Origin of the sequence: Homoserinimonas sp. OAct 916 (assembly GCF_003260275.1) — a bacterium.
In the GTDB taxonomy this organism is placed as follows: domain Bacteria; phylum Actinomycetota; class Actinomycetes; order Actinomycetales; family Microbacteriaceae; genus OACT-916.
In genome coordinates this window covers 38,947-62,578 of record NZ_QJHB01000009.1, presented here as the reverse complement: position 1 = coordinate 62,578, position 23,632 = coordinate 38,947, and the positions used below count along the sequence as shown (strand labels likewise).

Below are 23,632 nucleotides of genomic sequence, written 5' to 3'. Positions count from 1 at the left end.
CGTCGCGTGAGCTTCGCGTGAATTATGTTCGCCAGATAGCGATCGGTGTCATAGTGACAGTCCGATGTGTGCTTGTCAAACGGGCACTCCGGTGGATCTGTATCCGAAATTGGCGGCACCCTCGGCCCAGAGCACCATCCGCCCCACCCGGGCACCGGCGGTCACAGCACCTGAATCTGGGTGACCGGCAATGTGGAGTCCGCACCGAAATCGAGCGAAGACGGGTCGGCGCCGGCCATGATCAGCTGGGCGGCCAGTGAGGCGATCATCGCCCCGTTGTCGGTGCACAGGGCAAGAGGCGGGATTCGAAGCGTCACTCCCGCCGCAGCCGCACGCTGCTCGGCGATCTCCCGAAGGCGCTGGTTGGCCACCACTCCCCCGCCGAGCAGCAACCGGGGAACCCCGAGGTCGGCGCAGGCCGCCAGCGCCTTGCCGACCAGCACGTCGACGACTGCTTCACGAAAACTGGCCGCGACATCGGCGATCGGAATCTCCTCGCCGGCATCCTGTCGCTGCTCCACCCACCTGGCCACCGCCGTCTTCAGCCCGGAGAAGGAGAAGTTATAGCGATTCTTCGCCATATCCTTGGGCTGGGTGAGCCCGCGCGGGAACCGAATCGCCCGAGGGTCGCCGTTCGCCGCCGCCATGTCGATGCGGGGGCCACCGGGATACGCGAGGCCGAGCACCCGGGCCACCTTGTCGAAGGCTTCACCGGCCGCGTCATCGATGGTCTCGCCGAGAAGTTGCACATCGCTGACCAGGTCGCCGACCAGCAGCAAGGAGGTATGCCCGCCCGAGACGAGTAGGGCGATGGTTGGAGTTTCAAGGGGCGAATGTTCTTCAGCCGATTCGCTGGGCCCCTGCAGCAGGTCTGCACCGACATGGCCCACGAGGTGGTTGACCGCGTAGAGAGGAAGCCTCCGTGAGACGGCGAGCGCCTTCGCCGCACCGACACCGACCATGAGGGCCCCTGAGAGGCCCGGCCCGCTGGTGACCGCGATCGCGTCGAGGTCGCCGAAACCCACGTTCGCGTCCGCGAGCGCCTGTCGTATCGCCGGGCCAAGCGCCTCCAGGTGAGCGCGGGCAGCCACTTCTGGCACCACTCCGCCAAAGCGGGCGTGCTCCTCCATCGACGAGGAGATCACATTCGCAAGCAGCTCGGTGCCGCGCACGATGCCGATCCCGGTCTCGTCACAGGAGGTCTCGATTCCGAGAACCAGCGGGTTGACACGGTTCGGCACGTCGGTCTGTGCTCGGGTCATCGCGTTCACTCCTGACCGACCGCCGGCGCTGTGACCGGATCTGGAACGGTCAGTCGCATCACCTCGGCATCCACGTTCTCGGGTTGGTAATAGCCGGGCCGCACTCCGAGCACTTCGAAGCCGAGCTCTCGATAGAGGTGCTTTGCGGGCTCGTTGTCGACCCGCACCTCCAGGAAGATCTCCCGGGCGCCCCGCCGCCGGGCCTCGTTGACGAGGCTGATCACCAGCGTGCGCCCCAGGCCGTGACGGCGAGCACGCTCGGCCACGGCGATCGTCTGCACATCGCCTTCAGCGGAGCCCGCGAGACACCGCAGTCCGGCGTAGGCGTCGATCTGCTCTGGGGTGGCCGGGTTGAAAGCGACCAAATAGTAACTGTCGGCGAAGGCGAGTTCGGCCCGCATCATTTCCGGCGACCAGGCATCACGGCTGAAGACCGTGGTCTCGATTGCCATGATCGAATCGAGGTCGGCGGCGTTCGCCCGTCGCAACTGCCAGACCATCAGCTCACCCGCTTGCGGGTTGAGAGCGTCACATCGGGAGACCGCAGGTAGAGCGGCTCGTCGGCGGCGAACGGAACGTCATGCTGACGCATGCGCTGAGCGAGAATTCCGAGTGCCCCGGCCGGAACCCGGTGGGCATCCACCCGCTCGGCCGAGTCGCCTTCGGTCGCTGGCAGAGCATCGGGCTTGGCCAGCCCGGGCCCGTCAAGCCGCCGGGGCACGCCACGCTCGTCGAGCCCGTCGTACCGGGACCAGTACAGCTCACGCCGTCGCGCATCGGTGACCAGGAGCATCCTCCCTGCGAACCCGGCTTCGTACCGATCGAGAGCGATGGCGTCGTGGCTGATCACGGGCAGAAGCCGGACGCCCGCCCCGAGGGCGAACACACGCGCCGCTGCGATGCCCACCCGCAACCCGGTGAACGGGCCTGGGCCCATACCCACGGCGATGGCAGTGAGCTCTGTGGGCCGCACACCGGCTTCGTCCAACGCGTCAGAGAGAAACCCACCGATGACTTCGGCATGGCGCATGGTGTCGTCGGTCGAGCGTTCGGCACGGATGCCGCCACCAGCGTCGACGATGGCGACACTGGTTCCGGCGGAGGTGTCGAGAGCGAGCAGCACCTCTCAAGCGTAGTCGCCGGCAGGGTCGACGCCCGCCCAGCGCGGCCCGACCGCGATCATCGTCACCGTGCGAGGTTCGACGGGCTCCTCGCCGAAATCGTCATCAGCATCAGCACCAGCACCAGCACCAGCACCAGGATGAGCATCAGTGGTATCAGCATCGTCGTCGGAGGACACCGAGGCCGCAACCCCTGGGGCCACGGTTGCCCCAACCGGCCGCTCGATCCTCACGTCCAACCAGGATTCAGCGACCCCGTCGAGCATTCCGGCCCCCCACTCGACCACAACGACCGAACCGGCGAAGTCGATGTCAAGATCGTCGAGCTCCACAGCGCTGCCGAGCCGATAGGCGTCCACGTGCACCAGAGGCGCACCTCCCACCAGCGAAGGATGTGTACGCGCCAGCACGAAGGTCGGGCTGGTCACCGGCCCGCGCACTCCCAGCCCCTCCCCGATCCCTCGAACCAGGGTTGTCTTGCCGGCTCCCAGCGGCCCGCTCAGCACGACGAGGTCGCCCGCGCGCAAGTGGCCGGCGAGCTGTACCCCGAATTCAGCCATAGCCTCCGGAGTTTCTACCCGCACCGCGCCGACCTGCACATCGCTGACCTGCACATCGGTGACCCGCGCCTCGCAGTTCTGCTGGTCGTTTTCCGGCCCGACGGTGTGCTGCTCATCATTGTCCTGCTCGTCACTGTCCAGCACCATGTCGGCTCGTGCCGTCACGCGTCAGGGTCTATGGGCGCTTCGCCCCCGACATATCGGCGCACCACCCTGGCACCGATGCGGGTGACGATCTCATAGCCGATGGTGCCAGCAGTCGTCGCCCAGTCGTCGGCGCTCGGTGCGCCCGTGGTCGGGTCACCGAACAGCACCACCGGATCACCGACTTCGACGCCCTTGTCCCCCACGTCGACCACGAACTGGTCCATCGCCACGGTGCCACTGATGGTGAACCGCTCGCCGTTGATCAGAACCTCTCCTGCGTTCGACAGTTGCCTGGAGACTCCGTCTGCATAGCCCAGAGGAACCAGCGCGAGCGTTGTCTCCTTCGTGGTGCGATACCGGTACCCGTAGGAGATGCCGGTGTCGGCCGAAACCCTCTTCACTCCGGCGACACGACCGCGCAGGGTCATTGCCTGCGTCAGGCCGAACTCGTGGGCGGACTGTTCCCCGAACGGGCTCACCCCGTAGATGCCGATACCCAGTCGCACCATGTTGAATCGTGCCTCGGGCGTGCGCAACGTTGCGCCTGTGGCCGCCGCATGCACGAGTTCGGGTTCGATTCCAGCCTCGGCCGCAGCACGCTGCGCCCGACGGAACACCTCGACCGCATCCAGGTCGTCCTGGACCGAGGTGAGCGAGAGATGCGTGAAGATGCCACGCACGTGAATGACGCCTTCCTCCGCGAGTTCCTGAGCCGCTTCGAAAACCTGCTTCCACTTCTCCTCCGGCATTCCGTTTCGGCTGAGACCGGTGTCGACCTTGAAGTGCACGCTCGCCGTCGAACCCAGAGAGCGTGCGGCCGCCGCTGCGGTCCCCAACTGCGCCAGTGAGGAGATTCCGAGGTCGATGTCGTCGTTGATCGCGCGGATGAAGTCGTCGGCCGGGTCGTGCAGCCAGGCGAGAATTGGCGCACGCAGACCCGCCTGACGCAGAATGTGTGCCTCATTGAGGTCAGCCACTCCCAGCCAATCCGCACCACCGGCCAGCGCTGCTCGCGCCACCTCGACCATTCCGTGACCGTACGCATCCGCCTTCAACACCGCCATCGTGTGGGGTGTGCCGGCGATCGACCGGAGGTGCTTCACATTGCCGGTGATCGCGTCCAGGTCGATCACCGCTTCACGGAACGCGCCGACACCGTCGTCAGCAAACGTGCGCGATTTCACAGAGCCTGCCTCCAACGCGCTTGTATCCACAGCGTCGGCCCCCGCCCTGCCTGCCGTGCTCGTGTCTGTGGCGGCTGAGTCTGTCGTTGTGCCGGCTGCTACCTCAAGCGGGGTCATGCTGCGCTCCTCTCGGCCACGACGAACGCGCAGGCGACGCCGGCGTCGTGCGTCATGGACAGGTGAAAACTACGAATGCCCAGGCGATCGGCCAATGTTGCCAGGCCTCCGCCGATGCGGAAGGACGGGTTGCCCTCCGCGTCGGAAACGACCTCCATGTCTTGCCACCCGAACCCGGTGGAATGGCCGACGGCTTTGACCAATGCCTCTTTGGCGGCAAATCGTGCCGCCAGGGAATGGGCTGGCAACTCTCGTTCGCCAGGAGCGAACAGTCGCGGGATCAGGGCCGGCGTACGTCGCACCGCACGTTCGAACCGTGCAATATCGACCAGATCCACGCCCACCCCCACAATCACTCGTCAGCCCCTGTGCTCATTCGACCGTAACCGACTTGGCAAGGTTTCGGGGTTGATCGACATCGAGTCCCTTCGCCTCGGCCAGGCGCATCGCGAACATCTGCAATGGCACCACGCTCAACAACGGCTCGAACAGGGGCTCTGCCAGCGGAACCCTGATCACTTCATCGGCGAACGGCAACACCGACACATCACCGGCCGCGGCGATGGCGATCACTCGGGCGCCCCTGGCGCGGATCTCTTGAATGTTCGAGACGACCTTCGAATGGATCAATTCAGAGCCGAGCGGGCTCGGTACGATCACGAAGACGGGCTGGCCCGGTTCGATCAACGCAATCGGCCCGTGCTTGAGTTCTCCAGCGGCGAAACCTTCAGCGTGGATGTAGGCGAGCTCTTTGAGTTTGAGCGCCCCCTCCAACGCCACCGGGTAGCCGACGTGGCGGCCGAGGAACAGCACTGCCCGAGTGTCGGCCATCCAGTGCGCCAGCTGCTCGATTCGCTCGCCCTCGAGCAGGACTTCGGTCAGCTTCTCGGGGATCGCCTGCAGACCGGCCGCGCCCTCGGCCTGCTCGGCGTCGCCCAGCGTGCCGCGCAACGCGGCCAGGTGCAGCCCGAACAGATACAGGGCAGCGACCTGGGCGACGAACGCCTTGGTGGAGGCGACAGCGACCTCCGGCCCCGCCCGCGTGTACAGCACGGCCGATGATTCCCGGGGGATGGTGGCCCCCTGGGTGTTGCACACCGAAAGAGTGTGCGCACCGGCCTCGGCGGCGTACTTGACGGCCATCAGCGTGTCCATGGTCTCGCCCGACTGGCTGACCGATATGACCAGTACTGAGGAATCGAGGACCGGTTCCCGATACCGGAACTCGTGGCTGAGTTCCACTTCAACCGGCAGTTTCGCCCACTTCTCGATTGCGTACTTCGCGACCATGCCCGAATAGGCGGCGGTGCCGCAGGCGACAATGACGATGCGGGTGATGCTCCTGAGCACGTCGGCTATCCCAGCCAGCTCCGTCAGATCGACCCGGCCGGCCGTGATCCGACCGGCAAGCGTGTTCGCCACGGCTTCGGGCTGCTCCGAGATCTCCTTGGCCATGAACGACGACCAGCCGCCCTTGTCGGCCGCCTCGGCGTCCCAGGCCACCTCGAACTCCTCAACGGGGACCATTGCCCCCGAAAAGTCGGTGATCGATATTCCGTCGGCGGTGATCGCCACGATCTGGTCGTGGCCGACTGCGACGGCACGGCGGGTGTGCTCGATGAACGCCGCCACATCGGAGCCGAGGAAGTTCTCTCCGTTTCCGAGCCCCACCACCAGCGGCGAGTTGCGACGGGCGCCGACCACCAGTCCCGGCTGTTCCTGGTGAATGGCCAGCAGGGTGAAGGCACCGTTCAACCGCCCGACCACGCGACCGAAGGCCTCGACGAGGTCGCCGGTGGCACGGTACTCGCGGCCGAGCAACACCGCAGCCACCTCGCTGTCGGTATCCGAGCTGAACTCATAGCCTTCGGCCACCAGTTCGTCTTTCAGCGCAAAAAAGTTCTCGATGATCCCGTTGTGGATCAGGGCAAGCTTTCCGTCGTCGCCGAGGTGCGGGTGCGCGTTCGCATCTGTCGGGCCCCCATGGGTCGCCCAGCGGGTGTGCCCGATGCCGGTCGCCCCGTCGGCCATCGGATGCGCCGCCAGGTCCTCGAGAAGAACACGCAACTTGCCCGATTTCTTACGGATGTCGAGCGTTCCGTGTTCGTCGATGACTGCGATGCCCGCCGAGTCGTAGCCCCGGTATTCCAGGCGCCGCAGGCCCCCGAGCAAATTATCTTGGGCTCCACGCGATCCTACGTATCCGACGATTCCACACATGGGTTCAATTTTAGCGGTACCCATCCCCTAGCATTGATCCTTATGGCCGACCGGCAAGCTACGAAGTCACAGGGCAGTGGACACCCAACGCCGTTCATCGAGATCGCCCGGCCCGACTGGGCCGAGATGGCCAACGCGAACTCCCATCCGACTCCGCTCACGGAGGCCGAGCTTGTGCAACTGCGCGGACTGGGTGACCCACTCGACCTGGCCGAGGTCAGCGAGGTCTACCTTCCGCTCAGCCGACTGATCGGGCTGTATTCTGCGAGCGCCGCCCAGTTGCACCGGGCGACCAGCGATTTTCTCGGTGAGCGCGCCGAGCGCACCCCGTTCGTGATCGGCATCGCCGGTTCGGTTGCGGTGGGCAAATCCACCATCGCGCGGCTCATGCGGGAACTGCTGGGACGCTGGCCACACACACCCCAGGTGGAACTGGTCACGACAGACGGTTTCCTGTTCCCCAACGCAGAGCTGGAGATGCGGGGGCTGATGGAGCGCAAGGGCTTCCCCGAGTCGTACAACAGGAAGGCGCTGCTGCGTTTCGTCAGCGAGGTGAAGAGTGGCGCGGCCGAAGTACGTGCACCCTATTACTCGCACCTGAGTTACGACATCGTGCCCGGCCGGGAGATCATTGTGCGGCAGCCCGATGTGCTGATCGTGGAGGGCTTGAACGTGTTGCAGCCGCCGGTTTCTGGTTCCGGGTTGGCGGTCAGCGACCTCTTCGATTTCACCATCTACGTTGACGCTCGCACCGCAGACATCGAACGCTGGTACGAAGAGCGTTTTCTCAGGCTGCAGCGCGGAGCGTTCGCCGACCCGTTGTCATTCTTTCACCGGTACGCGGACCTGACCGAGGTCGAGGCCAGGGAGAAGGCGCACAGCATCTGGAAACGCACCAACGAACCGAACCTGCTCGCGAACATCCGCCCCACTCGCAGCCGCGCGACGCTGGTGCTCCGAAAGGGCAGCAAGCACACCGTGTCGAAGGTGCTGTTGCGCAAACTCTAGGCGCGCCAGGCCAGCCGGCCGATGCTGGCCTGTCAGCCGATGTGTGCCGCGGCCGTCCACACGTCGGTGCCGAACGGGTGCAATTCCGGTTGCCCGGCGTAGCCGAGGTGGCTGACCCCAAAGATGTCCTCGACGGTGCGCAGCAACGAGTAATGGTTGTACGGCACTGCGCTCACGGCCCCAGGCACCACGAACGGTGACAGAACGAGCGCACCGGTCCGCCCGCCGCCCTTGCCACCGCCAGCCGCCTGCATCAACGCGGCATCCGTGCCTCCGGGATAGGCGATATTCGGGCCCGACGGCTCGCTGCAGCACGCGCTGGAATCGCCGGAGGCCTCGTCGTTGACGATGATCAGGGCGCCGTCAGTTCGAAACGCGGCCGACTGGGTGATCTGCGTCACCCAGGTCTTGAGCCACGCGTCTTCAGCCGCCGGGCCAGCCGGTTGCCCCTGGCAGCTGTCGTCGTGGCCGTCATTGCACAGGCTTGGTGAGATGAAGGAGAAGTTGGGTGTCGATTCGATCGAGCCGAGGTCTTTCGTCAGTTGGCTCAGCGGCACCACATTGGTGATACACGTGGGGCTGTTCACCACCGAGTCAAAGTAGAGAAACGGATTGTGTCGGGCGGCGTAGGCGTCACCGGCAACCGCCTTCTGTGTCAAATCGGCGGATGCGTTCCCAAGTGACGGCACCCCGCAGGTGCCCTGCTCGCGACCGCTGACATTGCCCATGTCCTCCATATATCCCTTCCAGCTCAGGTTCGCCGCGGTGAGTTGGCCGGCCAGGGTCGGCGTTTGCTCCGGGAAGATGCAGCCGCTCCGGGCACTCACCTGCCCGTCGGCGGCGTTTGTCGGGTTAACCATGGCCTGATAATTGCCGCAGTCGAGCTGGATTTCCTTGTTCGGGGCCACCCCGCCGATAATTGCCAGGTAGTTACCGAGGCTGTAGTGAGCGGTCGCGTAATACTGGCTGAGCAGGGTGCCTTGAGGGCGCAGCGTCTGCGCGAGATAACGATATTTGGAATGAAGACCGTACGATTCGGCATACGGGGCGTTCTCCAACACGATCACGAACACGTGATGAATGCCCGAGGCGGATGCCGCCGGCGAGGTCCCGGGCGCGGGTGCCGTCGGTATGGGGGAGGCGAGCGTCGGGGCGAGCGGGGACGACGTAGCACAACTGGCGAGGGCGACCGCCGAAGCGAGGGCCGCAACGGCGGCGAACACCCTGAACATTTTTCGCATGGCTTTTACTTTCGCTCGACCTGAGGCGGCGTTGCTCTGGGCACGAACCCACTCACCTGGGCGCGATTTGCACTTCGGGCCCACCATCTTCGAGCGCGACACCCGCAGCAGCGAAAACGGCCGCCACGCGATGCGCCTGTGGGCGTGCGTCCTTGAACGCGTTCGCATCACCTTGCTCGATGTCGTTCAGGCACTCCCCCACCGCGTCAAGGTCGACACGCACCCCGCGGGCGAGCCCCACCGGGTCGTGGGCTTCAGCCAGCAGACCGGGAAATTGGTGCGTGACCTGCCAGATGCAGGAGCGCAGGCTCCCGGATGCGTGTTCTTGCGTTTGGTCCGGCCAGAAGAGTCCGGCCAGATACGCCCGCGACCGGTTGCCATGCACTGCGAGAGCCGCGATCAGGTTCTGCTGGCGTGCGCCAACTGTGTGCCTACTTCCGTCACGGCTCAGCTGCCACGCGCCAAGCACGTTGATGAACCACGGGCAGTCACGATGATCTCCATCCGACATCAATTACCGCCGATCTGGTGTTTTCGATTCGACGAGCACTCGAGATGCTCGGGTCGGCACCCAAGGTCGCGGCGGAAAACGCTTACGATTCAGTTTCTGCCCAATTCCTGTGATTCGCAAGCGGCCCCTCCCGCCACGGGTTGCCCCGTTCGCCCTGACAGGCGCAATCGAAACGGCAGTGATAACGCCGGCTACGAGGTTGTACTCGTCGACGGGCGCACCAGCGATCGAACTGCCGAGGTTGCACCAGACACTGCAGCTTGACGGATTCCCCAGCGGCAAGAAAACAACGCCGGCGTCGATGCACGTCGACTGGGTGAGGGTCTACAAGTAGCAATAACGAGGTTCGCCCGACGCCGGTCTCAACGGAAACGTTGCGGCCGGCGTGTTTTCCCGGCGTGCGCTGCGGCTAGGCCGATGACCGAGTAACCACGGAATCCACAGCGGAGGTTCAGCCGCCGAGACGCTCGCGAACGACACCTGCCAGTTCGTGGGCGAGGCGGTCGGCGGTCAGCTGGTCGGCGGCTTCCACCATCACCCGCACCATCGGTTCGGTGCCGGAGGCGCGAAGCAGCACGCGCCCGCTGTCGCCCAGGTGGGCCTCAACGTCGCAGACGGCTTGGGCCAGAACCTCATCGCGGGCGAAACTGTGATGGTCGACGTCGCGCACATTGACCATGGTCTGCGGGAACACGGTCATCACGCCGGCCAGCTCGGCCAGCGACTTGCCGCTGCGTGCCATCTCGGCCAACAGATGCAACCCGGTCAGGATGCCGTCACCCGTGGTGGCGTGGTCGGCCATGATCACGTGGCCCGACTGCTCGCCACCGAGGTTCAAGCCGCGCTCGTTCAGCGCCTCGAGCACGTAGCGGTCACCCACCCGCGTCTCGACGACGTCGATGCCGTTGTCGGCCATGGCGCGACGCAGACCCAGGTTGCTCATCACCGTGGTGACGAGGGTGTTCTGGGCGAGCAGGCCGCGATCCTTCATCGAGATGGCCAGGATCGCCATGATCTGATCGCCGTCGACGATGTTTCCCTCATGGTCGACCGCGAGGCAACGATCGGCGTCGCCGTCGTGGGCGATCCCCACGTCGGCACCGTGCTCGAGTACGGCCTTCGCGAGGTTGTCAAGATGCGTCGAGCCGACACCGTCGTTGATGTTCATACCGTCGGGGTCGGCACCGATCACGGTGACCGTCGCTCCGGCGTTCGTGAAGACCTCGGGGGATACTCCCGCGGCGGCTCCGTTCGCGCAGTCGAGAACGACATGGATTCCGTCGAGCCGGGCGGGGAGGGTACCGAGCAGGTGCACCACGTAGCGGTCTTCGGCATCGGCGAAGCGGATGATCCGGCCCACCCCAGCGCCAACCGGCGTCAGCTTTTCCCAGGCGAGTGCCGCCTCGATCCGGTCTTCCACCTCATCGGGAAGTTTGGTGCCCCCCGAGGCGAAGAACTTGATCCCGTTGTCGGGCGCCGGATTGTGTGAGGCAGACACCATCACGCCGAAATCGGCGTCGATGTCTGCGATCAGAAATGCAGCGGCCGGAGTCGGGATGACACCAGCATCGAGTACGTCGAACCCGGAGCTTGCGAACCCAGCAGCCATCGCAGCAGCGATGAACTCGCCAGAAACACGGGGATCCCGTGCTACCACGGCCACCGCACGGCGGCCCGCGCGACGGCGGGCGTCCGCCCGGTGACCCTGGTCGAACACTGTGGCGCTGGCCTGGGCCAGTTCGAGGGCGAGGCCAACAGTGAGATCCCTGTTGGCCAGCCCACGAACACCATCGGTTCCGAAAAGACGAGGCATGATCTGAACGACTAGAGCCGAAGCCGGATCAGCGCTTGGAGAACTGCGGCGCCTTACGAGCCTTCTTGAGGCCGGCCTTCTTGCGCTCCTTGATGCGCGCGTCGCGCGAGAGGAAGCCGGCCTTCTTCAGGGTGGCGCGGTTGTTCTCCTCGTCGACGACGTTCAGCGCACGGGCGATGCCCAGGCGCAACGCACCGGCCTGACCCGAGGGGCCACCACCGGTGATCTTCGCGATCACGTCGTAGCTGCCCAACAGGTCGAGCACCTTGAACGGGTCGGTGACCAGCTGCTGGTGCAGTTTGTTCGGGAAGTAATTCGCGAACTCGCGGCCGTTGATGGTGATGCTGCCCGAGCCGGGTGCGATACGCACCTGCGCGATGGCCTGCTTGCGCCGGCCGACGGCGCCGCCGGACACGCTGAGCACGGCGCGGGGCGCCTTGGGGGCCTGGGCCTCCGGGGTTTCGGTTGTGAAGCTCTCTGGTGCCGCTTCGATGGAATCTGCGATCTTCGCCACGATGTGTGAGTCCTTTGTCTAAAGTCTGCGGTCGAGCGCTACTGCGCGACCTGGGTGAGGGTGAACGGCTTGGGCTGTTGAGCGGCGTGCGGGTGCTCTGCTCCTACGTACACCTTGAGCTTCGTCAGCTGGTCACGGCCGATGCTGTTCTTCGGCAGCATTCCGCGCACCGCCTTCTCCACCGCGCGCACCGGGTTCTTCTCCAGAAGCTCGGCATAGGTGGTGGAGCGCAGGCCTCCCGGGTAACCGGAGTGGCGGTAGGCACGCTTCTGCTCGAGCTTGGCGCCGGTCAGGGCCACCTTCTCGGCGTTGATGATGATGACGAAGTCACCCGAGTCCAGGTGTGGGACGAAGGTCGGCTTGTGCTTGCCACGCAGCAGGATCGCTGCCTGGCTGGCCAGCCGGCCCAGGATGATGTCGGTGGCGTCGATGACGACCCAGTCACGCTGGATCTCGTCGGCTTTGGGGGAATAAGTGCGCGTCACAGTAGTGCTGCTTTCTTGTGTCGAAATGAGGTGTTCGTGAATCCCGCTCCGGGCACGTGCTCATCGGAGACCCGATGAGACGATTGCAGTGGAGGGCTCAACTTCGAGTGGGCACGCCATGGATTCAGCGCACACACCAACGCCCTATCCTAGATCACCCGGTCGCCGTGGGTCAACTCGCCGGTTGTCGCCAGCTTCGAGTTACGGCCCGGCGGCCCTCGACCCCTCGTCGAGCGATGGTGCTTACTTTGAGTGATTAGGGGCGTGCGGGCATCTTTCGCTCGGATGCCTTGCGCGCGATGCGCGTCTCCCCATAGCGCCTTCCCCTGGCGCCGAGTGGCGACCGGTCAAGCCACGAGCGGTTGAGGCGACGTGCGCGGTTCAGGCGAGGGTGCGGTGGGCGCGGGTCTGCAGGGCACGGATGCCGAGCTCGTGATCGGGCGGATACCCCACCTCCATGAGGGTCAGCCCGCGCGCGGCCATCACGCGGAACGCGTTGGTGCGCTCCCGCTGGTCGCGGAGCCGCGCGAGTTGGCCGACCTCGAGCCGGCCCGCCCCCACCGCAGCACAGGCCCCGACCAGCGCACGCACCATGGAGTGACAGAACGCGTCGGCCGTGATGTCCGCGACGAGAACGCCGTCGTGTTCCCGGTGCCACGAATAGTGCTGAAGCGTGCGGATCGTCGTGCTCCCGTCACGCGGACGACAATAGGCGGCGAAGTCGTGCAGGCCGAGCAGCGTGCTGGCCGCCGCATCCATCGCGTGCACATCGAGTGCGGCCGGATACCACTCGGTGCGATGGCGTTGCAGTGGATCGAAGGCGGTCACGGTGTCGGCGACCCGGTACTGGTATCGGCGCCAGACGGCCGAGAAGCGAGCATCGAACCCGGCAGGAGCCGGCGTCACCCCCGTCACGACGATGTCGCGGTGGGCGCTCAGGATGCCCCGCAGGCGGCGCTGGATCACCCGGGCAGGAGCATGCTCCCCACTGCGTACGGAGTCTTCTGCCAGATTGTCTGCCAGATTGTCTTCCGGGCTGACTTCCCGGCTGCCTTCCGGGCTGGTCGGCTCGCTCGGCGCGATTTTGCGCCGGGCGCGGTGCGCGTTGCTCGACCGAAGCGAGGCCACGAGCTCGGGCGCGAGATCCAGGTGCGCGACCTGACCGGCGGCGTGAACGCCCGCATCGGTGCGTCCCGCGACGACCAACCGCGGTTGCACCCGGTATCGGCGAAAGATCTCGGCGAGAGCGCTCTCCACGGTGCCCTGCACGGTGCGGAGCCGAGGTTGCACAGCCCACCCATGGAAGTCGGTGCCGTCATAGGCGATGTCCAACCGGAACCGAAGCGTGCCCGGGGTCACGTTCGCATCCGCCGTCGTTTCGATCACACCGGCAATCCTATTGCCCACCCCTGTCACCCGTGCCCTGCTCCAGCGGCCGAGAACGACGCCACTCGGGTGCGCGTGGCGGTGAAGCACGCAGAAGACCCCGGGGCTCGATGAGCCCCGGGGTCTTCAAGTCTTACGACTGAGCGCGTTGCTTACTTGGCCTCGTCCTGCGTGGCCTCGTCCCGCGTGGCCTCCTCCTGCGTGGCCTCGTCGGCGGGAGCCTCAGCGGCCTCGGTGTTCTGAACCTCAGCGGTCTCGTCGGCGCTGGTCTCGGTCTCGGCATCTTCTGCCACGACGTCCTCGGCAGCTTCTTCGACGACCGGCGCCGGGGCAGCCGGGGCGGCCTTCTTCGCAGACTTGGCCTTGGGGGTGACCGGCTCGAGAACGAGTTCGATCTGCACCATCGAGGCCTGGTCGCCCTTGCGGAAGCCAAGCTTCGTGATGCGCGTGTAACCACCCTGGCGGTCGGCGACCTGCGGCGCGATCTCGGTGAAGAGTTCGTGCACGACCGACTTGTCGCTGATCATTCCCGCAACGCGACGACGTGCGTGCAGGTCGCCGCGCTTGGCGAACGTGATCATGCGCTCGGCGACCGGACGCAGGCGCTTGGCCCTGGTCTCGGTCGTCTTGATGCTCTTGTGGGTGAACAGGGCAGCGGCCAGGTTGTTGAGCATGAGGCGCTCATGCGCTGGTCCACCGCCGAGGCGTGGGCCCTTGGTTGGGGTAGGCATTTTCGGTATTCTCCAGAATCAATTAGTGAAAGACGTGTCGCGAGCGACGTGCCTCAGACGGTTTCGTCGTCGTAGCCGCTGTAGAAGTGGGCACCGTCAAAACCGGTGACCGTATCCTTCAGCGACAGGCCGAGCTCTACGAGCTTGTCCTTGACTTCATCGACCGACTTCTGGCCGAAGTTGCGGATGTTCATGAGCTGTGTCTCCGAGAGGGCAACCAGTTCATTCACGTTGTTGATGCCCTCGCGCTTGAGGCAGTTGTAGCTGCGAACCGAAAGGTCCAGATCCTCGATCGGCATGGACAGCTCGGAGCTGAGCACCACATCCACCGGCGCTGGGCCGATCTCGATGCCCTCAGCGGCCGTGTTCAGTTCGCGCGCCAGGCCGAACAGCTCAACCAGCGTGCTTCCGGCCGACGCGATGGCGTCGCGCGGGCTGATCGCCGGCTTGGTCTCCACATCGACGACGAGGCTGTCGAAGTCGGTGCGCTCACCGGCACGAGTCGCCTCGACCCGGTAGGTGACCTTGAGGACGGGCGAGTAGATCGAGTCGATCGGAATCTGCCCAGCCTCGGAGATCTCCGGGCGGTTCTGGGTCGCGGTGACGTAACCACGGCCGCGCTCGATGGTCAGCTCAAGCTCGAACTTGGCCTTGTCGTTCAGGGTCGCGATGACCAGTTCCGGGTTGTGGATCTCCACACCCGCCGGAGCCGAGATGTCGGCGGCGGTGACCTCGCCGGACCCCTGCTTGCGCAGGTACGCGGTGATCGGTTCGTCGTGCTCGCTGGAGACGACGAGACCCTTGATGTTCAAGATGATCTCGGTGACGTCTTCCTTCACACCGGGGACGACGCTGAACTCGTGCAACACCCCGTCGATGCGCACACTGGTGACAGCGGCGCCCGGGATCGAGGACAAGAGTGTGCGGCGAAGAGAGTTACCGAGCGTATAGCCGAAGCCGGGCTCGAGCGGTTCGATGGTGAACCGTGAACGGTACTCCGAGATGTTGGCTTCGGTGAGCGTTGGGCGCTGTGCAATGAGCACTGTTGATTCCTTTCGGCGAAATGTCCGCTATATGACATTTTCGTGAGCGAGGTATTGAGTTGTGTAAGAGCGTGTCGGGATTCATCGGCGACCCGAGGTCGCCTCCGTCCCGCGCGACCGGCGCGGCGTGGGGCGAGACTGTGTGTCTCGCGCCCTCGTCGCGCCCGTCAGCGGATACTTAGACGCGGCGACGCTTCGGCGGGCGGCATCCGTTGTGCGCCTGCGGCGTCACGTCGTTGATGCTGCCGACCTCGAGGCCCGCGGCCTGGAGTGAGCGGATCGCGGTTTCGCGACCGGAACCCGGTCCCTTCACGAACACGTCGACCTTCTTGACACCGTGCTCCTGCGCCTGGCGGGCAGCGGCCTCAGCCGACATCTGCGCGGCGTACGGGGTCGACTTGCGCGAACCCTTGAAGCCGACGACCCCGGAGGACGACCAGCTGAGCACAGCCCCGGTGGGGTCGGTGATGGTGACGATGGTGTTGTTGAACGTCGACTTGATGTGGGCCTGGCCCACTGCCACGTTCTTCTTGTCTTTACGGCGAGGCTTGCGCGCGACCGATTTTGGTGTTGCCATGATTTCTCCTGAATCCTAAAGGCGTTGGCGGCTAGGCGTTGGCCTAGCGGGCCTTCTTCTTGCCGGCTACGGTGCGCTTCGGGCCCTTGCGGGTGCGAGCGTTGGTTTTGGTGCGCTGCCCGTGTACGGGCAGGCCACGGCGGTGACGGATGCCCTGGTAGCTGCCGATCTCGACCTTGCGGCGAATGTCGGCGGCAACCTCACGGCGAAGGTCACCCTCTACCTTGTAGTTGCCTTCGATGTGATCCCGGAGCGCGATGAGCTGGTCATCGGTCAGGTCCTTGACGCGGATTTCTCCGCTGATGCCGGTGTCGGCGAGAGTCTTGAGGGCTCTCGTGCGGCCGACGCCGTAGATATATGTCAGTGCGACCTCCACGCGCTTATCGCGTGGAATGTCTACGCCTGCTAGACGTGCCATGGCGGCTTCTCCTGTTTTTGTTTCAGAGGTCTGTCGTGACGCTGGCACCGGCCTCTTCCGGTGGTGTCCCCCGCCCGGCCCTGAGGCCGAGCACGTTCTTACGCCACGATTTTTAGTTGTACTTCTCGTTGAATCTGTGTTGCGCACACCGCCGTGCGTGCGCGCGCCGGATGCTTCTAGCCCTGGCGCTGCTTGTGACGCGGGTTCTCGCAGATGACCATGACGCGGCCGTTGCGACGGATGACCTTGCACTTCTCGCAGATCGGCTTGACGCTGGGGTTGACCTTCATTGTGTGTCCTTATTTCGCTGTCGTCGTTCCGGCACAGGCTCGCGTGAAAGCGGCTGCCCGGTCGTTACTTGTGCAGCAGTCGTTACTTGTAGCGGTAGACGATCCGGCCACGGGTCAGGTCGTAAGGGCTCAGCTCCACGATCACCCGGTCCTCCGGAAGGATTCGGATGTAGTGCTGACGCATCTTGCCGGAAATGGTGGCAAGAACCCTGTGTCCGTTAGTCAGCTCAACGCGAAACATCGCGTTGGGCAGAGCTTCGACCACTGCGCCCTCAATTTCGATGACACCGTCTTTTTTGGCCATAGCCTCACTGTCGCTATTAGTATTGTCTGCTGGTCATGCGTGGATTGTCGGTGCCCGAAGAAGCGCCCATTGGGCGGGATTCGCGCGCACGAAAACGTGCACAAAACACCAAGGGTCAATCTTATGGGATTAATCGTCCGATTGCCAACTCCGGCTCCACGTGAATCTCCAACCCGCCGGCGGCGACACCGCTGACGCCGCCACAACCGGCGTATCCTTCGGAACCCGGCCGCGATCAGGCATCAGCTGCGGTCAGCATCTGGGCCTTCTCGTAGTCATCCTCTGGTTCGATCTGTACGCGGGCGAGCACGCGATTTCCGGCGAGGATGACGATCAATGCCACCACGACCGCCCCAGCCCCGAAGTAGTATGCCGCTTGCGGCGCAAGCCACACCGCGATGAGGGCTGCCGCCGGGGGCGCGATCGCCCCGCCCAGAAAGCGCACTCCGGAGTAGGCGCTGGACGCGACCGAGTGGGGCAGGTCGGTGGAGCTCATCACCGACTCCGTGAAGACCGTGTTCAGAACGCCGAGGACGAGTCCCCCGAAGATCACGCAGATAATCAGCCCGACGGTCGAGTTGATGAGGAGCCCCGCCGCTATGAGGTCGGCTGCCAAAAGTGGCAGCATCAGTGCAAGCACCCGGCGTGCCGGCATCCGGGCGGTCAGGAGAGGGGCCACGAAGACGCTGGTGACGGCAAGGCCGACACCCCAGCCGAAGAAGGTGAATCCGAGCCCCATGGCATCCAGGCCGAGCGGGAACGGGGTGTAGGCCAGAAGAACGAAGAATCCGATGTTGTAGAACAGGGCCGCGGTCGCCAGCACGCCCAATGCGGGGATGCGCAGCGCCTTGAGCGGGGCTGTCAGGGCGGTCGGCGTGGGCCGCGCACCGTCAGTTTTCAAGAATACGGCGATCGCGATGAGGCCGACGGCCATGAGGATCGCGGTGCCGAAGAACGGACCCTGCCAGGCCCACGACCCGAGCAGGCCCCCGAGAAGCGGCCCGACAGCGATGCCGAGGCCGAGCGCGGCCTCGTAGAGAATGATGGCTTCTGCCCGTCCGCCGCTGGCCGCACCCACGATGGTCGCGAGGGCGGTCGAGATGAACAGCGCGTTGCCGAGCCCCCACCCGGCACGAAAGCCGATGATCGCTTCGACGCTCGGGGCCATCCCCGCCGCGAACGCGAACAAGACGATCAGGGCCAGGCCGATCATCAGCGTCTTCTTTGCGCCGATACGGCTGGAGAGCCAACTGGTGAAGAACATGGCCACGCCGGTGACCAGCAGGTAGCTGGTGAACAGCAACTCGGTCTGGGTGGGGGTGGCGTTCAGGCTTTCGGCGATGGCCGGCAGGATCGGGTCGACGAGACCGATCCCCATGAACGCGACGACAGAGGCGGCCGCCACCGCCCAGACCGCTTTCGGTTGATGCAGGATCGACGCAGAAGATGAGCGGCCCGGCTCAGCTGTGGCCCGCGGCCCGCTCATTCTCCGCGCTCCGAACGGTCTCCGATTGTGGTTTCTCCTTGTTCACTCATCCGCACCCGCTGACGGATCAGGTCAACGGTCGCCTTCACGTGGCCCCACTCGGCGGTGGAGAGGTCACCGAACAGCGGTGTGAGAGCGTGCCCCAGTCGCTGCTTCCAGTCCTTCAGCGCCTGGGCTCCCTTGGGCGCGACTGCCAGAGTGCGCACACGGGCGTCGTGCGGGTCCTGGATTCGTTTGATCCACTCGAGCTCGTTGAGGTTCTGCACGATCTTGGTCGCGGTCGGCTGCGAGATGCGTGTCTCGGTCGCCAACTCCCCCAGCCGCATCGGCCCGTGGTTGTCCAGAACACTGAGCGTGCGCCAGATTGCAGGCGACGTCGAGTCCCCGGTGGCGGAGGCCGCCACCCGCGTGAGCCGGTTTGCGGCTACGAGGAGATCGGCAAGAAGGTGTTCGGTTTCGATTTTCTGGTGCTCGTGGAGTATTGCGGTCATCACATTATTATACATAGCTGAGCTATGTATCGCTACTGCGCGGCCGAATCGTCCCGCTTCCCGCGGGTGTCCGTAGACGTCCAGTCGGGTCCCGTATCGTGGCGGGATGATGAGGAACCTGCGCATTCATCGCTTGGTGGCACGCGGCGCACTGGCCGTTGCGGTGCTCGTCACGCTCGCCGGCTGCACCAATTGGGCCCCGGTGGCCGCACCAGTACCAGGCGCCGGCACCTCCTCAAGCCCGGCCCCAGATCTTCCCACTCCCGCACGCGTGGCGCTGCCTGCCGACGAGGTCACCGTCGTGGACTCGGCCGACCCCATCACTGCGTCCCTCGCCGTGAGTGCAACCCTGTTCAGCAGTGCACCAGTGGCGTTCGTGGTGCCCGCCGGTGACGACCAGGCCGCCGAACTGGCCGCAGTGGGCGCGGTGGCCCTCGGGGTGCCGGTACTCGTCGGACCCGCGCCCCCGGCTGCCACGGCCGGTGCAAACTCTTCCGCCAGCCCCGAACCGACTCAGCAGCCGACGATGACTCCCTCCCCCGCGCCGAGTCCCCCGGCCGAGAGCTCCGCGCACGCCGACTCCACCGAGGCAGAGTTCACGGCCCTCCGCGCAGAGTTGGACCGATTGCAGGTGGAGCAGGTCGCCACTGTGGGCACGAACGATCCAGCCGACGATCGCGCGCACCCCTGGGCGGCTGACTGGACCAAGCAACTCACCGGGCAGGCGCGCGAGGTGCACCAACTCGACACCATCCCCCAGGCTGTAAACGGGTTCGTCGAGGACTGGCCCGGGCAACGAGGCGCCGGCGTGACCGGGCTCACCGCGGTCTCCGACGACTCCCCGGCGCTGATCGCCGCCCAAGCCACCGCCCGGGCGGCCGGTGGCCAGGCGCACGTGTCGACAGCAGACGACCCGCTGCTGACCGCAACAGTGATGACCGCTGTCCGCAAGGACCGGGCGACACACCTGCTCGCAATCGGCGATGTGTTTGCCGCTGACGCGGCCGGGGGGATGGCGCTGCCCTGGAAGTTCGAGGTCGCGTCTTCCGGGCGGCAACTACCCGGCGGCGGCGGCCAGTGGTTCCCCGGGCACACCCTGGTCGGCCTTTACGGCACGCCCGTGACATCGGCGCTCGGCGTACTCGGCGAGCAGGACCTCGCCGCGTCGTTGAAGCGGGCGGAGACGATGGCTGCGCCGTACCGCGCATTGACCGACACGACGGTGGTGCCCGCTTTCGAGATCATCGCCACGGTCGCCGCGGCGCAGGCCGGGGGTGACGGCAATTACTCGAACGAATTGGATGTTGACACGATCTTCCACTGGGCCCAGGCGGCCGACGATGCCGGGTTCGCGGTGGTGGTCGACCTGCAGCCCGGCCGCAGCGACTTTCTGAGCCAGGCCAAGCAGTACCAGAAGGTGTTGATGTTGCCGAATGTGGGTCTGGCGCTCGACCCCGAGTGGCGGCTGAAGCCGAAAGAGGTTCCGCTGAAGCAGATCGGGCAGGTCAGCGCCGCCGAGGTCGACCAGGTCAGCGAGTGGCTGGCCGATCTGACCCGGGACAACCAGTTGCCCCAGAAGCTTTTCGTCCTGCACCAGTTCAGTCTGAAGATGCTTCAAGACAGGTCGACCATCGACATGAGCCGCCCCGAATTGGCCACGGTCATCCACGCCGACGGGCAGGGCAGCCAGCCGGCCAAGCAGGAGACGTGGCGGGCGTTGCACGTGGATGCCCCACCCGGGGCGTTCTGGGGTTGGAAGAACTTCATCGACGAGGACCACCCCATGCTCACGCCCGAGGAGACCATGAGCGGCGTGCGCCCCACGCCGAACCTGATCACCTACCAGTGATCGCAGGAAAGAATCAGGCGATTGGTACGGGAACCACGCCGAGCGGTGCAAGGTCGGCAGCACCGCCGTCGGGCGCCGTCAGCACCCAGATTCCGTCTTTGTGCACGGCGACCGAGTGCTCCCAGTGCGCGGCGGATGCCTTGTCCGAGGTGAAAACCGTCCAGTCATCGTCTCCGACGTACGTGTCGGTCGTGCCGCCCACGATCATCGGCTCGATCGCCACTACCAGACCGGGCTTCACCTCGGGCCCCTTCGGGCGCACCCGGTAGTTGAACACCGGCGGCTCCTCGTGCATGCTCCGGCCGATGCCGTGCCCGATGTATTCGGTCAGGATGCCATACTCTCCGCCGCCGGCAGGCGGGTTCGCCTCGACGTAATCCTGGATGGCCTCGCCCACCTCGTTCAAGTGCGTGGCGCGGGCGAGCCGGGCGATCCCGTGCCACAGCGACATGCGGGTCACTTCGGACAGACGTTCGCGTTCGGCAACCAGTTCCGGTCTGGCCGGATCCGGAATCACCACGGTGATGGCGGAGTCGCCGTTCCATCCGTCGATCTCAGCACCACTGTCGATCGAAACGATGTCACCTGCGGCAAGCCGCACGTCGTTCGGAATGCCGTGCACCACCGCGTCGTTGACCGAGGCACAGACCGTGTTTCGGTAGCCGGGCACCATCTTGAAGTTGGAGACGCCACCGTGGGCGTGGATCGCCTGCTCTGCGATCTCGTCGAGCTCGAGCGTGGTCACACCCGGCTTGATCGCGGCACGCACAGCGGCCAGGGACGCAGCGGTGGCCAGCCCCGGAGCGACCATCAGCCTCAGTTGGGCCGGTGACTTGTAGATCGAACGGCGAAAACCCATGTCTGACCCGGCGCTAGGAGCCAAGGTTGGAATTGGCGGCGTGCGAGTCAGCGGAATCGGCGACCCCATCCGGCGTGATGCCACGGGCGGCGAGGCCCGCCATGATCCGCTCGGTGATTTCGTCGAGATCGCCGAGTCCATCGACGGGAACCAGAAGACCCTTGTCCTCGTAGATGGCGAGCAACGGCGATGTTTCCCGCATGAAGACATCCTGCCGGTGGCGGATCGCCTCTTCAGAGTCGTCGACCCGACCCTGTTCGATCGCGCGCTTGCGCAGTCGGCTGACCACCTCTTCGCGGTCGGCGACCAATTGGATGACAGCATCCACACTCTGACCACGCGCGGCGAGCATCTCTTCCAGATACCTGACCTGGTCGGTCGTGCGCGGGTAGCCGTCGAGCAGAAAGCCGTCGAGGGCGTCCGCCTCGTGAAGGCGGTTCCTCACCAGTTCGTTGGTGAGCGTGTCTGGCACATAGTCGCCGGCATCGACGATCGACTTCACTTCGAGGCCCAACGGGGTCTCGTTCTTGATGTTCAAGCGGAAGATGTCGCCGGTGGCGATCGCGGGGATTCCGAACGTCTCGGCCAGACGGGCGGCCTGCGTTCCCTTGCCGGCTCCGGGTGGGCCGACGATCAACAGGCGGCTCATCGCAGGAGTCCTTCATAGTGACGTTGTTGCAGTTGCGAGTCGATCTGCTTGATTGTCTCCAACCCCACACCGACGACGATCAGGATCGACGCACCACCGAACGGGAAGTTCTGGTTCGCACCGATGAGCACGAAGGCAACCAGTGGGATGAGCGCCACCATACCGAGGTAGAGCGAGCCGGGGAACGTGACGCGGTTGAGCACATACTCGAGGTATTCGGCGGTGGGGCGGCCCGCGCGGATGCCGGGGATGAATCCACCGTACTTCTTCATGTTGTCGGCGACCTCTTCGGGGTTGAAGGTGATCGCGACATAGAAGTAACAGAACCCGACGTTCAGCAGGAAGTAGATGAGCATGTAGGTCGGCGAATCGCCGCCCACGAGCGTGTTGTTGATCCAGGTCACCCAGGCGGCCGGTTCCTGACCGGGTGCCGGTTGGTTGAACTGTGCGATCAGGGCGGGCAGGTACAGCAGGCTGGATGCGAAGATGATCGGCACCACACCGGCCTGGTTGACCTTGATAGGGATGTACGTGTTGTTGCCGCCGTAGGTTCGTCGGCCGACCATTCGTTTCGCATACTGCACAGGGATGCGCCGTTGCGACTGTTCGACGAACACGACCAGAGCCGTGATCACCAGTCCGACGGCGATCACGATGACGAAGATGTCCCAGCCCTGCTGGGCCAGGATGGCGCTGAACGAACCCGGGAAGGCCGCCGCGATCGAGGTGAAGATCAGCAGGGACATGCCGTTGCCGACGCCCTTTTCGGTGACCATTTCACCGAGCCACATGATGACGCCGGTGCCGGCGGTCATCGCCATCACCATGAGAAGGATGGTGTACCAACCGTCATCATTGATCAGGGCGGAACACTCGGGGCCGCCGGAGTTGCCGAACAGTGCGCCGCTGCGGGCCACTGTGATCAGCGTGGTCGACTGCAGAATAGCGAGGGCGATGGTGAGGTAGCGGGTGTACTGGGTCAGTTTGGCCTGGCCGGACTGACCCTCTTTGTGCAGGGTGTCGAAGTGCGGAATAACCACCCGCAACAGTTGCACGATGATCGCCGCGGTGATGTACGGCATGATTCCGAGCGCAAACACCGAAAGTTGCAGCAGGGCGCCACCAGAGAACAGGTTGACCATGTCGTACAGGCCCGAGGTGGTCTGACTGTTGGCCAGGCACTGTTGGACGTTCTGGAAGTTGACGAACGGCGCGGGAATGAACGAGCCGAAGCGGAACAAAGCGACAACAAAGACAGTGAAGAGGATCTTCTTGCGGAGATCGGGGGTGCGAAAGATCCGCGCGATGGCGCTAAACAAAAAGGCCTCCAGTTAATGGCGTTGATCGAACCCGCCGCAAACCGTGT

General features: G+C 65.0%; 26 protein-coding genes. 2 read left to right on the top strand and 24 right to left on the bottom strand.

Going from position 1 to position 23,632, the window contains the following annotated elements; all coding sequences use genetic code 11:
• Positions 1-161: 161 nt before the first annotated feature.
• Genes tsaD through glmS form a run of 7 tightly spaced genes read right to left on the bottom strand, consistent with a single transcriptional unit; the run spans position 162 to position 6,611 of the window.
• Positions 162-1,262 (bottom strand): tRNA (adenosine(37)-N6)-threonylcarbamoyltransferase complex transferase subunit TsaD, encoded by a 1,101-nt coding sequence (tsaD, locus tag DL891_RS11735; RefSeq protein ID WP_111720627.1) that lies wholly within the window; start codon positions 1,260-1,262, stop codon positions 162-164.
• Between the two features lie 5 nt (positions 1,263-1,267).
• A complete protein-coding gene (gene rimI / locus DL891_RS11730) occupies positions 1,268-1,762 on the bottom strand; it encodes a ribosomal protein S18-alanine N-acetyltransferase (RefSeq protein ID WP_111720626.1) in 495 nt (164 codons plus the stop codon).
• A complete protein-coding gene (gene tsaB / locus DL891_RS11725; protein WP_111720625.1) occupies positions 1,762-2,385 on the bottom strand; it encodes a tRNA (adenosine(37)-N6)-threonylcarbamoyltransferase complex dimerization subunit type 1 TsaB in 624 nt (207 codons plus the stop codon). Before tsaB ends, rimI begins: the two co-directional genes overlap by 1 nt.
• Positions 2,386-2,388: 3 nt before the next feature.
• Positions 2,389-3,108 carry a tRNA (adenosine(37)-N6)-threonylcarbamoyltransferase complex ATPase subunit type 1 TsaE gene (tsaE, locus tag DL891_RS11720; RefSeq protein WP_368665632.1) on the bottom strand — a complete coding sequence of 240 codons (720 nt, stop codon included), beginning with the start codon at positions 3,106-3,108 and terminating at the stop codon, positions 2,389-2,391.
• Positions 3,105-4,391, bottom strand: a complete 1,287-nt coding sequence (gene alr / locus DL891_RS11715; protein ID WP_111720624.1) for an alanine racemase — start codon at positions 4,389-4,391, stop codon at positions 3,105-3,107. The genes tsaE and alr overlap by 4 nt, the downstream gene beginning before the upstream one ends.
• Entirely contained in the window at positions 4,388-4,747 is a 360-nt protein-coding gene (locus tag DL891_RS11710; protein WP_111720623.1) for a holo-ACP synthase, read from the bottom strand. The genes alr and DL891_RS11710 overlap by 4 nt, the downstream gene beginning before the upstream one ends.
• A 16-nt stretch (positions 4,748-4,763) precedes the next feature.
• Positions 4,764-6,611: a glutamine--fructose-6-phosphate transaminase (isomerizing) gene (gene glmS, locus DL891_RS11705; RefSeq protein WP_111720622.1), complete on the bottom strand. Its 1,848-nt coding sequence runs from the start codon at positions 6,609-6,611 to the stop codon at positions 4,764-4,766.
• A 42-nt stretch (positions 6,612-6,653) separates the two neighbouring features.
• Here glmS and coaA point away from each other — a divergent pair, with 42 nt between their 5' ends.
• Entirely contained in the window at positions 6,654-7,619 is a 966-nt protein-coding gene (coaA, locus tag DL891_RS11700) for a type I pantothenate kinase (protein ID WP_111720621.1), read from the top strand.
• Positions 7,620-7,651: 32 nt separating this feature from the next.
• Here the strand turns inward: coaA and DL891_RS11695 are convergent, their stop codons facing one another.
• The 14 genes from DL891_RS11695 to DL891_RS11630 all read right to left on the bottom strand — a co-directional run bounded on the left by DL891_RS11695 (position 7,652) and on the right by DL891_RS11630 (position 18,909).
• Positions 7,652-8,860 carry an alkaline phosphatase family protein gene (locus DL891_RS11695; protein WP_232819133.1) on the bottom strand — a complete coding sequence of 403 codons (1,209 nt, stop codon included), beginning with the start codon at positions 8,858-8,860 and terminating at the stop codon, positions 7,652-7,654.
• 52 nt (positions 8,861-8,912) lie between these two features.
• Positions 8,913-9,371 (bottom strand): hypothetical protein, encoded by a 459-nt coding sequence (locus tag DL891_RS11690; RefSeq protein WP_111720620.1) that lies wholly within the window; start codon positions 9,369-9,371, stop codon positions 8,913-8,915.
• Positions 9,372-9,822: 451 nt separating this feature from the next.
• The gene (gene glmM / locus DL891_RS11685; protein WP_111720619.1) at positions 9,823-11,184 is read right to left on the bottom strand and encodes a phosphoglucosamine mutase; all 1,362 of its coding nucleotides are present in this window, start codon (positions 11,182-11,184) and stop codon (positions 9,823-9,825) included.
• 28 nt (positions 11,185-11,212) lie between these two features.
• The gene (gene rpsI, locus DL891_RS11680) at positions 11,213-11,698 is read right to left on the bottom strand and encodes a 30S ribosomal protein S9 (protein ID WP_111720618.1); all 486 of its coding nucleotides are present in this window, start codon (positions 11,696-11,698) and stop codon (positions 11,213-11,215) included.
• A gap of 38 nt (positions 11,699-11,736) precedes the next feature.
• Positions 11,737-12,183, bottom strand: coding sequence for a 50S ribosomal protein L13 (gene rplM / locus DL891_RS11675; RefSeq protein WP_111720617.1), 447 nt, complete (start codon positions 12,181-12,183; stop codon positions 11,737-11,739).
• A gap of 381 nt (positions 12,184-12,564) precedes the next feature.
• A complete protein-coding gene (locus DL891_RS11670; protein ID WP_232819132.1) occupies positions 12,565-13,569 on the bottom strand; it encodes a tRNA pseudouridine(38-40) synthase TruA in 1,005 nt (334 codons plus the stop codon).
• Positions 13,570-13,721: 152 nt separating this feature from the next.
• Entirely contained in the window at positions 13,722-14,300 is a 579-nt protein-coding gene (rplQ, locus tag DL891_RS11665) for a 50S ribosomal protein L17 (protein WP_111720616.1), read from the bottom strand.
• 53 nt (positions 14,301-14,353) lie between these two features.
• Entirely contained in the window at positions 14,354-15,343 is a 990-nt protein-coding gene (locus tag DL891_RS11660) for a DNA-directed RNA polymerase subunit alpha (RefSeq protein ID WP_111720615.1), read from the bottom strand.
• A gap of 178 nt (positions 15,344-15,521) precedes the next feature.
• Positions 15,522-15,920, bottom strand: a complete 399-nt coding sequence (gene rpsK / locus DL891_RS11655; RefSeq protein ID WP_111720614.1) for a 30S ribosomal protein S11 — start codon at positions 15,918-15,920, stop codon at positions 15,522-15,524.
• A 43-nt stretch (positions 15,921-15,963) separates the two neighbouring features.
• Positions 15,964-16,338, bottom strand: a complete 375-nt coding sequence (rpsM, locus tag DL891_RS11650; RefSeq protein WP_111720613.1) for a 30S ribosomal protein S13 — start codon at positions 16,336-16,338, stop codon at positions 15,964-15,966.
• A 176-nt stretch (positions 16,339-16,514) separates the two neighbouring features.
• Entirely contained in the window at positions 16,515-16,628 is a 114-nt protein-coding gene (gene rpmJ / locus DL891_RS11645; protein ID WP_030148013.1) for a 50S ribosomal protein L36, read from the bottom strand.
• Positions 16,629-16,710: 82 nt separating this feature from the next.
• Positions 16,711-16,932 carry a translation initiation factor IF-1 gene (gene infA / locus DL891_RS11640; protein ID WP_111720612.1) on the bottom strand — a complete coding sequence of 74 codons (222 nt, stop codon included), beginning with the start codon at positions 16,930-16,932 and terminating at the stop codon, positions 16,711-16,713.
• 235 nt (positions 16,933-17,167) lie between these two features.
• The gene (locus tag DL891_RS11635; RefSeq protein WP_111720611.1) at positions 17,168-18,418 is read right to left on the bottom strand and encodes an MFS transporter; all 1,251 of its coding nucleotides are present in this window, start codon (positions 18,416-18,418) and stop codon (positions 17,168-17,170) included.
• The gene (locus DL891_RS11630) at positions 18,415-18,909 is read right to left on the bottom strand and encodes a MarR family winged helix-turn-helix transcriptional regulator (protein ID WP_111720610.1); all 495 of its coding nucleotides are present in this window, start codon (positions 18,907-18,909) and stop codon (positions 18,415-18,417) included. The genes DL891_RS11635 and DL891_RS11630 overlap by 4 nt, the downstream gene beginning before the upstream one ends.
• 106 nt (positions 18,910-19,015) lie before the next feature.
• Between DL891_RS11630 and DL891_RS11625 the strand changes: the two genes are divergently transcribed.
• Positions 19,016-20,758: a hypothetical protein gene (locus tag DL891_RS11625; protein ID WP_157962486.1), complete on the top strand. Its 1,743-nt coding sequence runs from the start codon at positions 19,016-19,018 to the stop codon at positions 20,756-20,758.
• Positions 20,759-20,771: 13 nt separating this feature from the next.
• Here the strand turns inward: DL891_RS11625 and map are convergent, their stop codons facing one another.
• From map to secY, 3 genes are read right to left on the bottom strand one after another with little or no spacing between them, the layout of a single operon-like run.
• On the bottom strand, positions 20,772-21,617 hold the full coding sequence (gene map / locus DL891_RS11620) for a type I methionyl aminopeptidase (protein ID WP_111720608.1): 846 nt from the start codon (positions 21,615-21,617) through the stop codon (positions 20,772-20,774).
• 13 nt (positions 21,618-21,630) lie between these two features.
• On the bottom strand, positions 21,631-22,266 hold the full coding sequence (locus DL891_RS11615) for an adenylate kinase (protein ID WP_111720607.1): 636 nt from the start codon (positions 22,264-22,266) through the stop codon (positions 21,631-21,633).
• Complete coding sequence (gene secY / locus DL891_RS11610; RefSeq protein WP_111720606.1) at positions 22,263-23,585, bottom strand: preprotein translocase subunit SecY; 1,323 nt, start codon at positions 23,583-23,585, stop codon at positions 22,263-22,265. Before secY ends, DL891_RS11615 begins: the two co-directional genes overlap by 4 nt.
• Positions 23,586-23,632: the final 47 nt, after the last annotated feature.

Excerpts from the sequence above, each read along its gene's own strand:
- tsaD (WP_111720627.1), bottom strand. The coding sequence starts at position 1,262 with ATGACCCGAGCACAGACCGACGTGCCGAACCGTGTCAACCCGCTGGTT.
- rimI (WP_111720626.1), bottom strand. The coding sequence starts at position 1,762 with ATGGTCTGGCAGTTGCGACGGGCGAACGCCGCCGACCTCGATTCGATC.
- alr (WP_111720624.1), bottom strand. The coding sequence starts at position 4,391 with ATGACCCCGCTTGAGGTAGCAGCCGGCACAACGACAGACTCAGCCGCC.
- glmS (WP_111720622.1), bottom strand. The coding sequence starts at position 6,611 with ATGTGTGGAATCGTCGGATACGTAGGATCGCGTGGAGCCCAAGATAAT.
- coaA (WP_111720621.1), top strand. The coding sequence starts at position 6,654 with ATGGCCGACCGGCAAGCTACGAAGTCACAGGGCAGTGGACACCCAACG.
- DL891_RS11695 (WP_232819133.1), bottom strand. The coding sequence starts at position 8,860 with ATGCGAAAAATGTTCAGGGTGTTCGCCGCCGTTGCGGCCCTCGCTTCG.
- DL891_RS11690 (WP_111720620.1), bottom strand. The coding sequence starts at position 9,371 with ATGTCGGATGGAGATCATCGTGACTGCCCGTGGTTCATCAACGTGCTT.
- glmM (WP_111720619.1), bottom strand. The coding sequence starts at position 11,184 with ATGCCTCGTCTTTTCGGAACCGATGGTGTTCGTGGGCTGGCCAACAGG.
- rplQ (WP_111720616.1), bottom strand. The coding sequence starts at position 14,300 with ATGCCTACCCCAACCAAGGGCCCACGCCTCGGCGGTGGACCAGCGCAT.
- rpsK (WP_111720614.1), bottom strand. The coding sequence starts at position 15,920 with ATGGCAACACCAAAATCGGTCGCGCGCAAGCCTCGCCGTAAAGACAAG.
- rpsM (WP_111720613.1), bottom strand. The coding sequence starts at position 16,338 with ATGGCACGTCTAGCAGGCGTAGACATTCCACGCGATAAGCGCGTGGAG.
- rpmJ (WP_030148013.1), bottom strand. The coding sequence starts at position 16,628 with ATGAAGGTCAACCCCAGCGTCAAGCCGATCTGCGAGAAGTGCAAGGTC.
- infA (WP_111720612.1), bottom strand. The coding sequence starts at position 16,932 with ATGGCCAAAAAAGACGGTGTCATCGAAATTGAGGGCGCAGTGGTCGAA.
- DL891_RS11635 (WP_111720611.1), bottom strand. The coding sequence starts at position 18,418 with ATGAGCGGGCCGCGGGCCACAGCTGAGCCGGGCCGCTCATCTTCTGCG.
- DL891_RS11630 (WP_111720610.1), bottom strand. The coding sequence starts at position 18,909 with ATGACCGCAATACTCCACGAGCACCAGAAAATCGAAACCGAACACCTT.
- DL891_RS11625 (WP_157962486.1), top strand. The coding sequence starts at position 19,016 with ATGATGAGGAACCTGCGCATTCATCGCTTGGTGGCACGCGGCGCACTG.
- map (WP_111720608.1), bottom strand. The coding sequence starts at position 21,617 with ATGGGTTTTCGCCGTTCGATCTACAAGTCACCGGCCCAACTGAGGCTG.
- DL891_RS11615 (WP_111720607.1), bottom strand. The coding sequence starts at position 22,266 with ATGAGCCGCCTGTTGATCGTCGGCCCACCCGGAGCCGGCAAGGGAACG.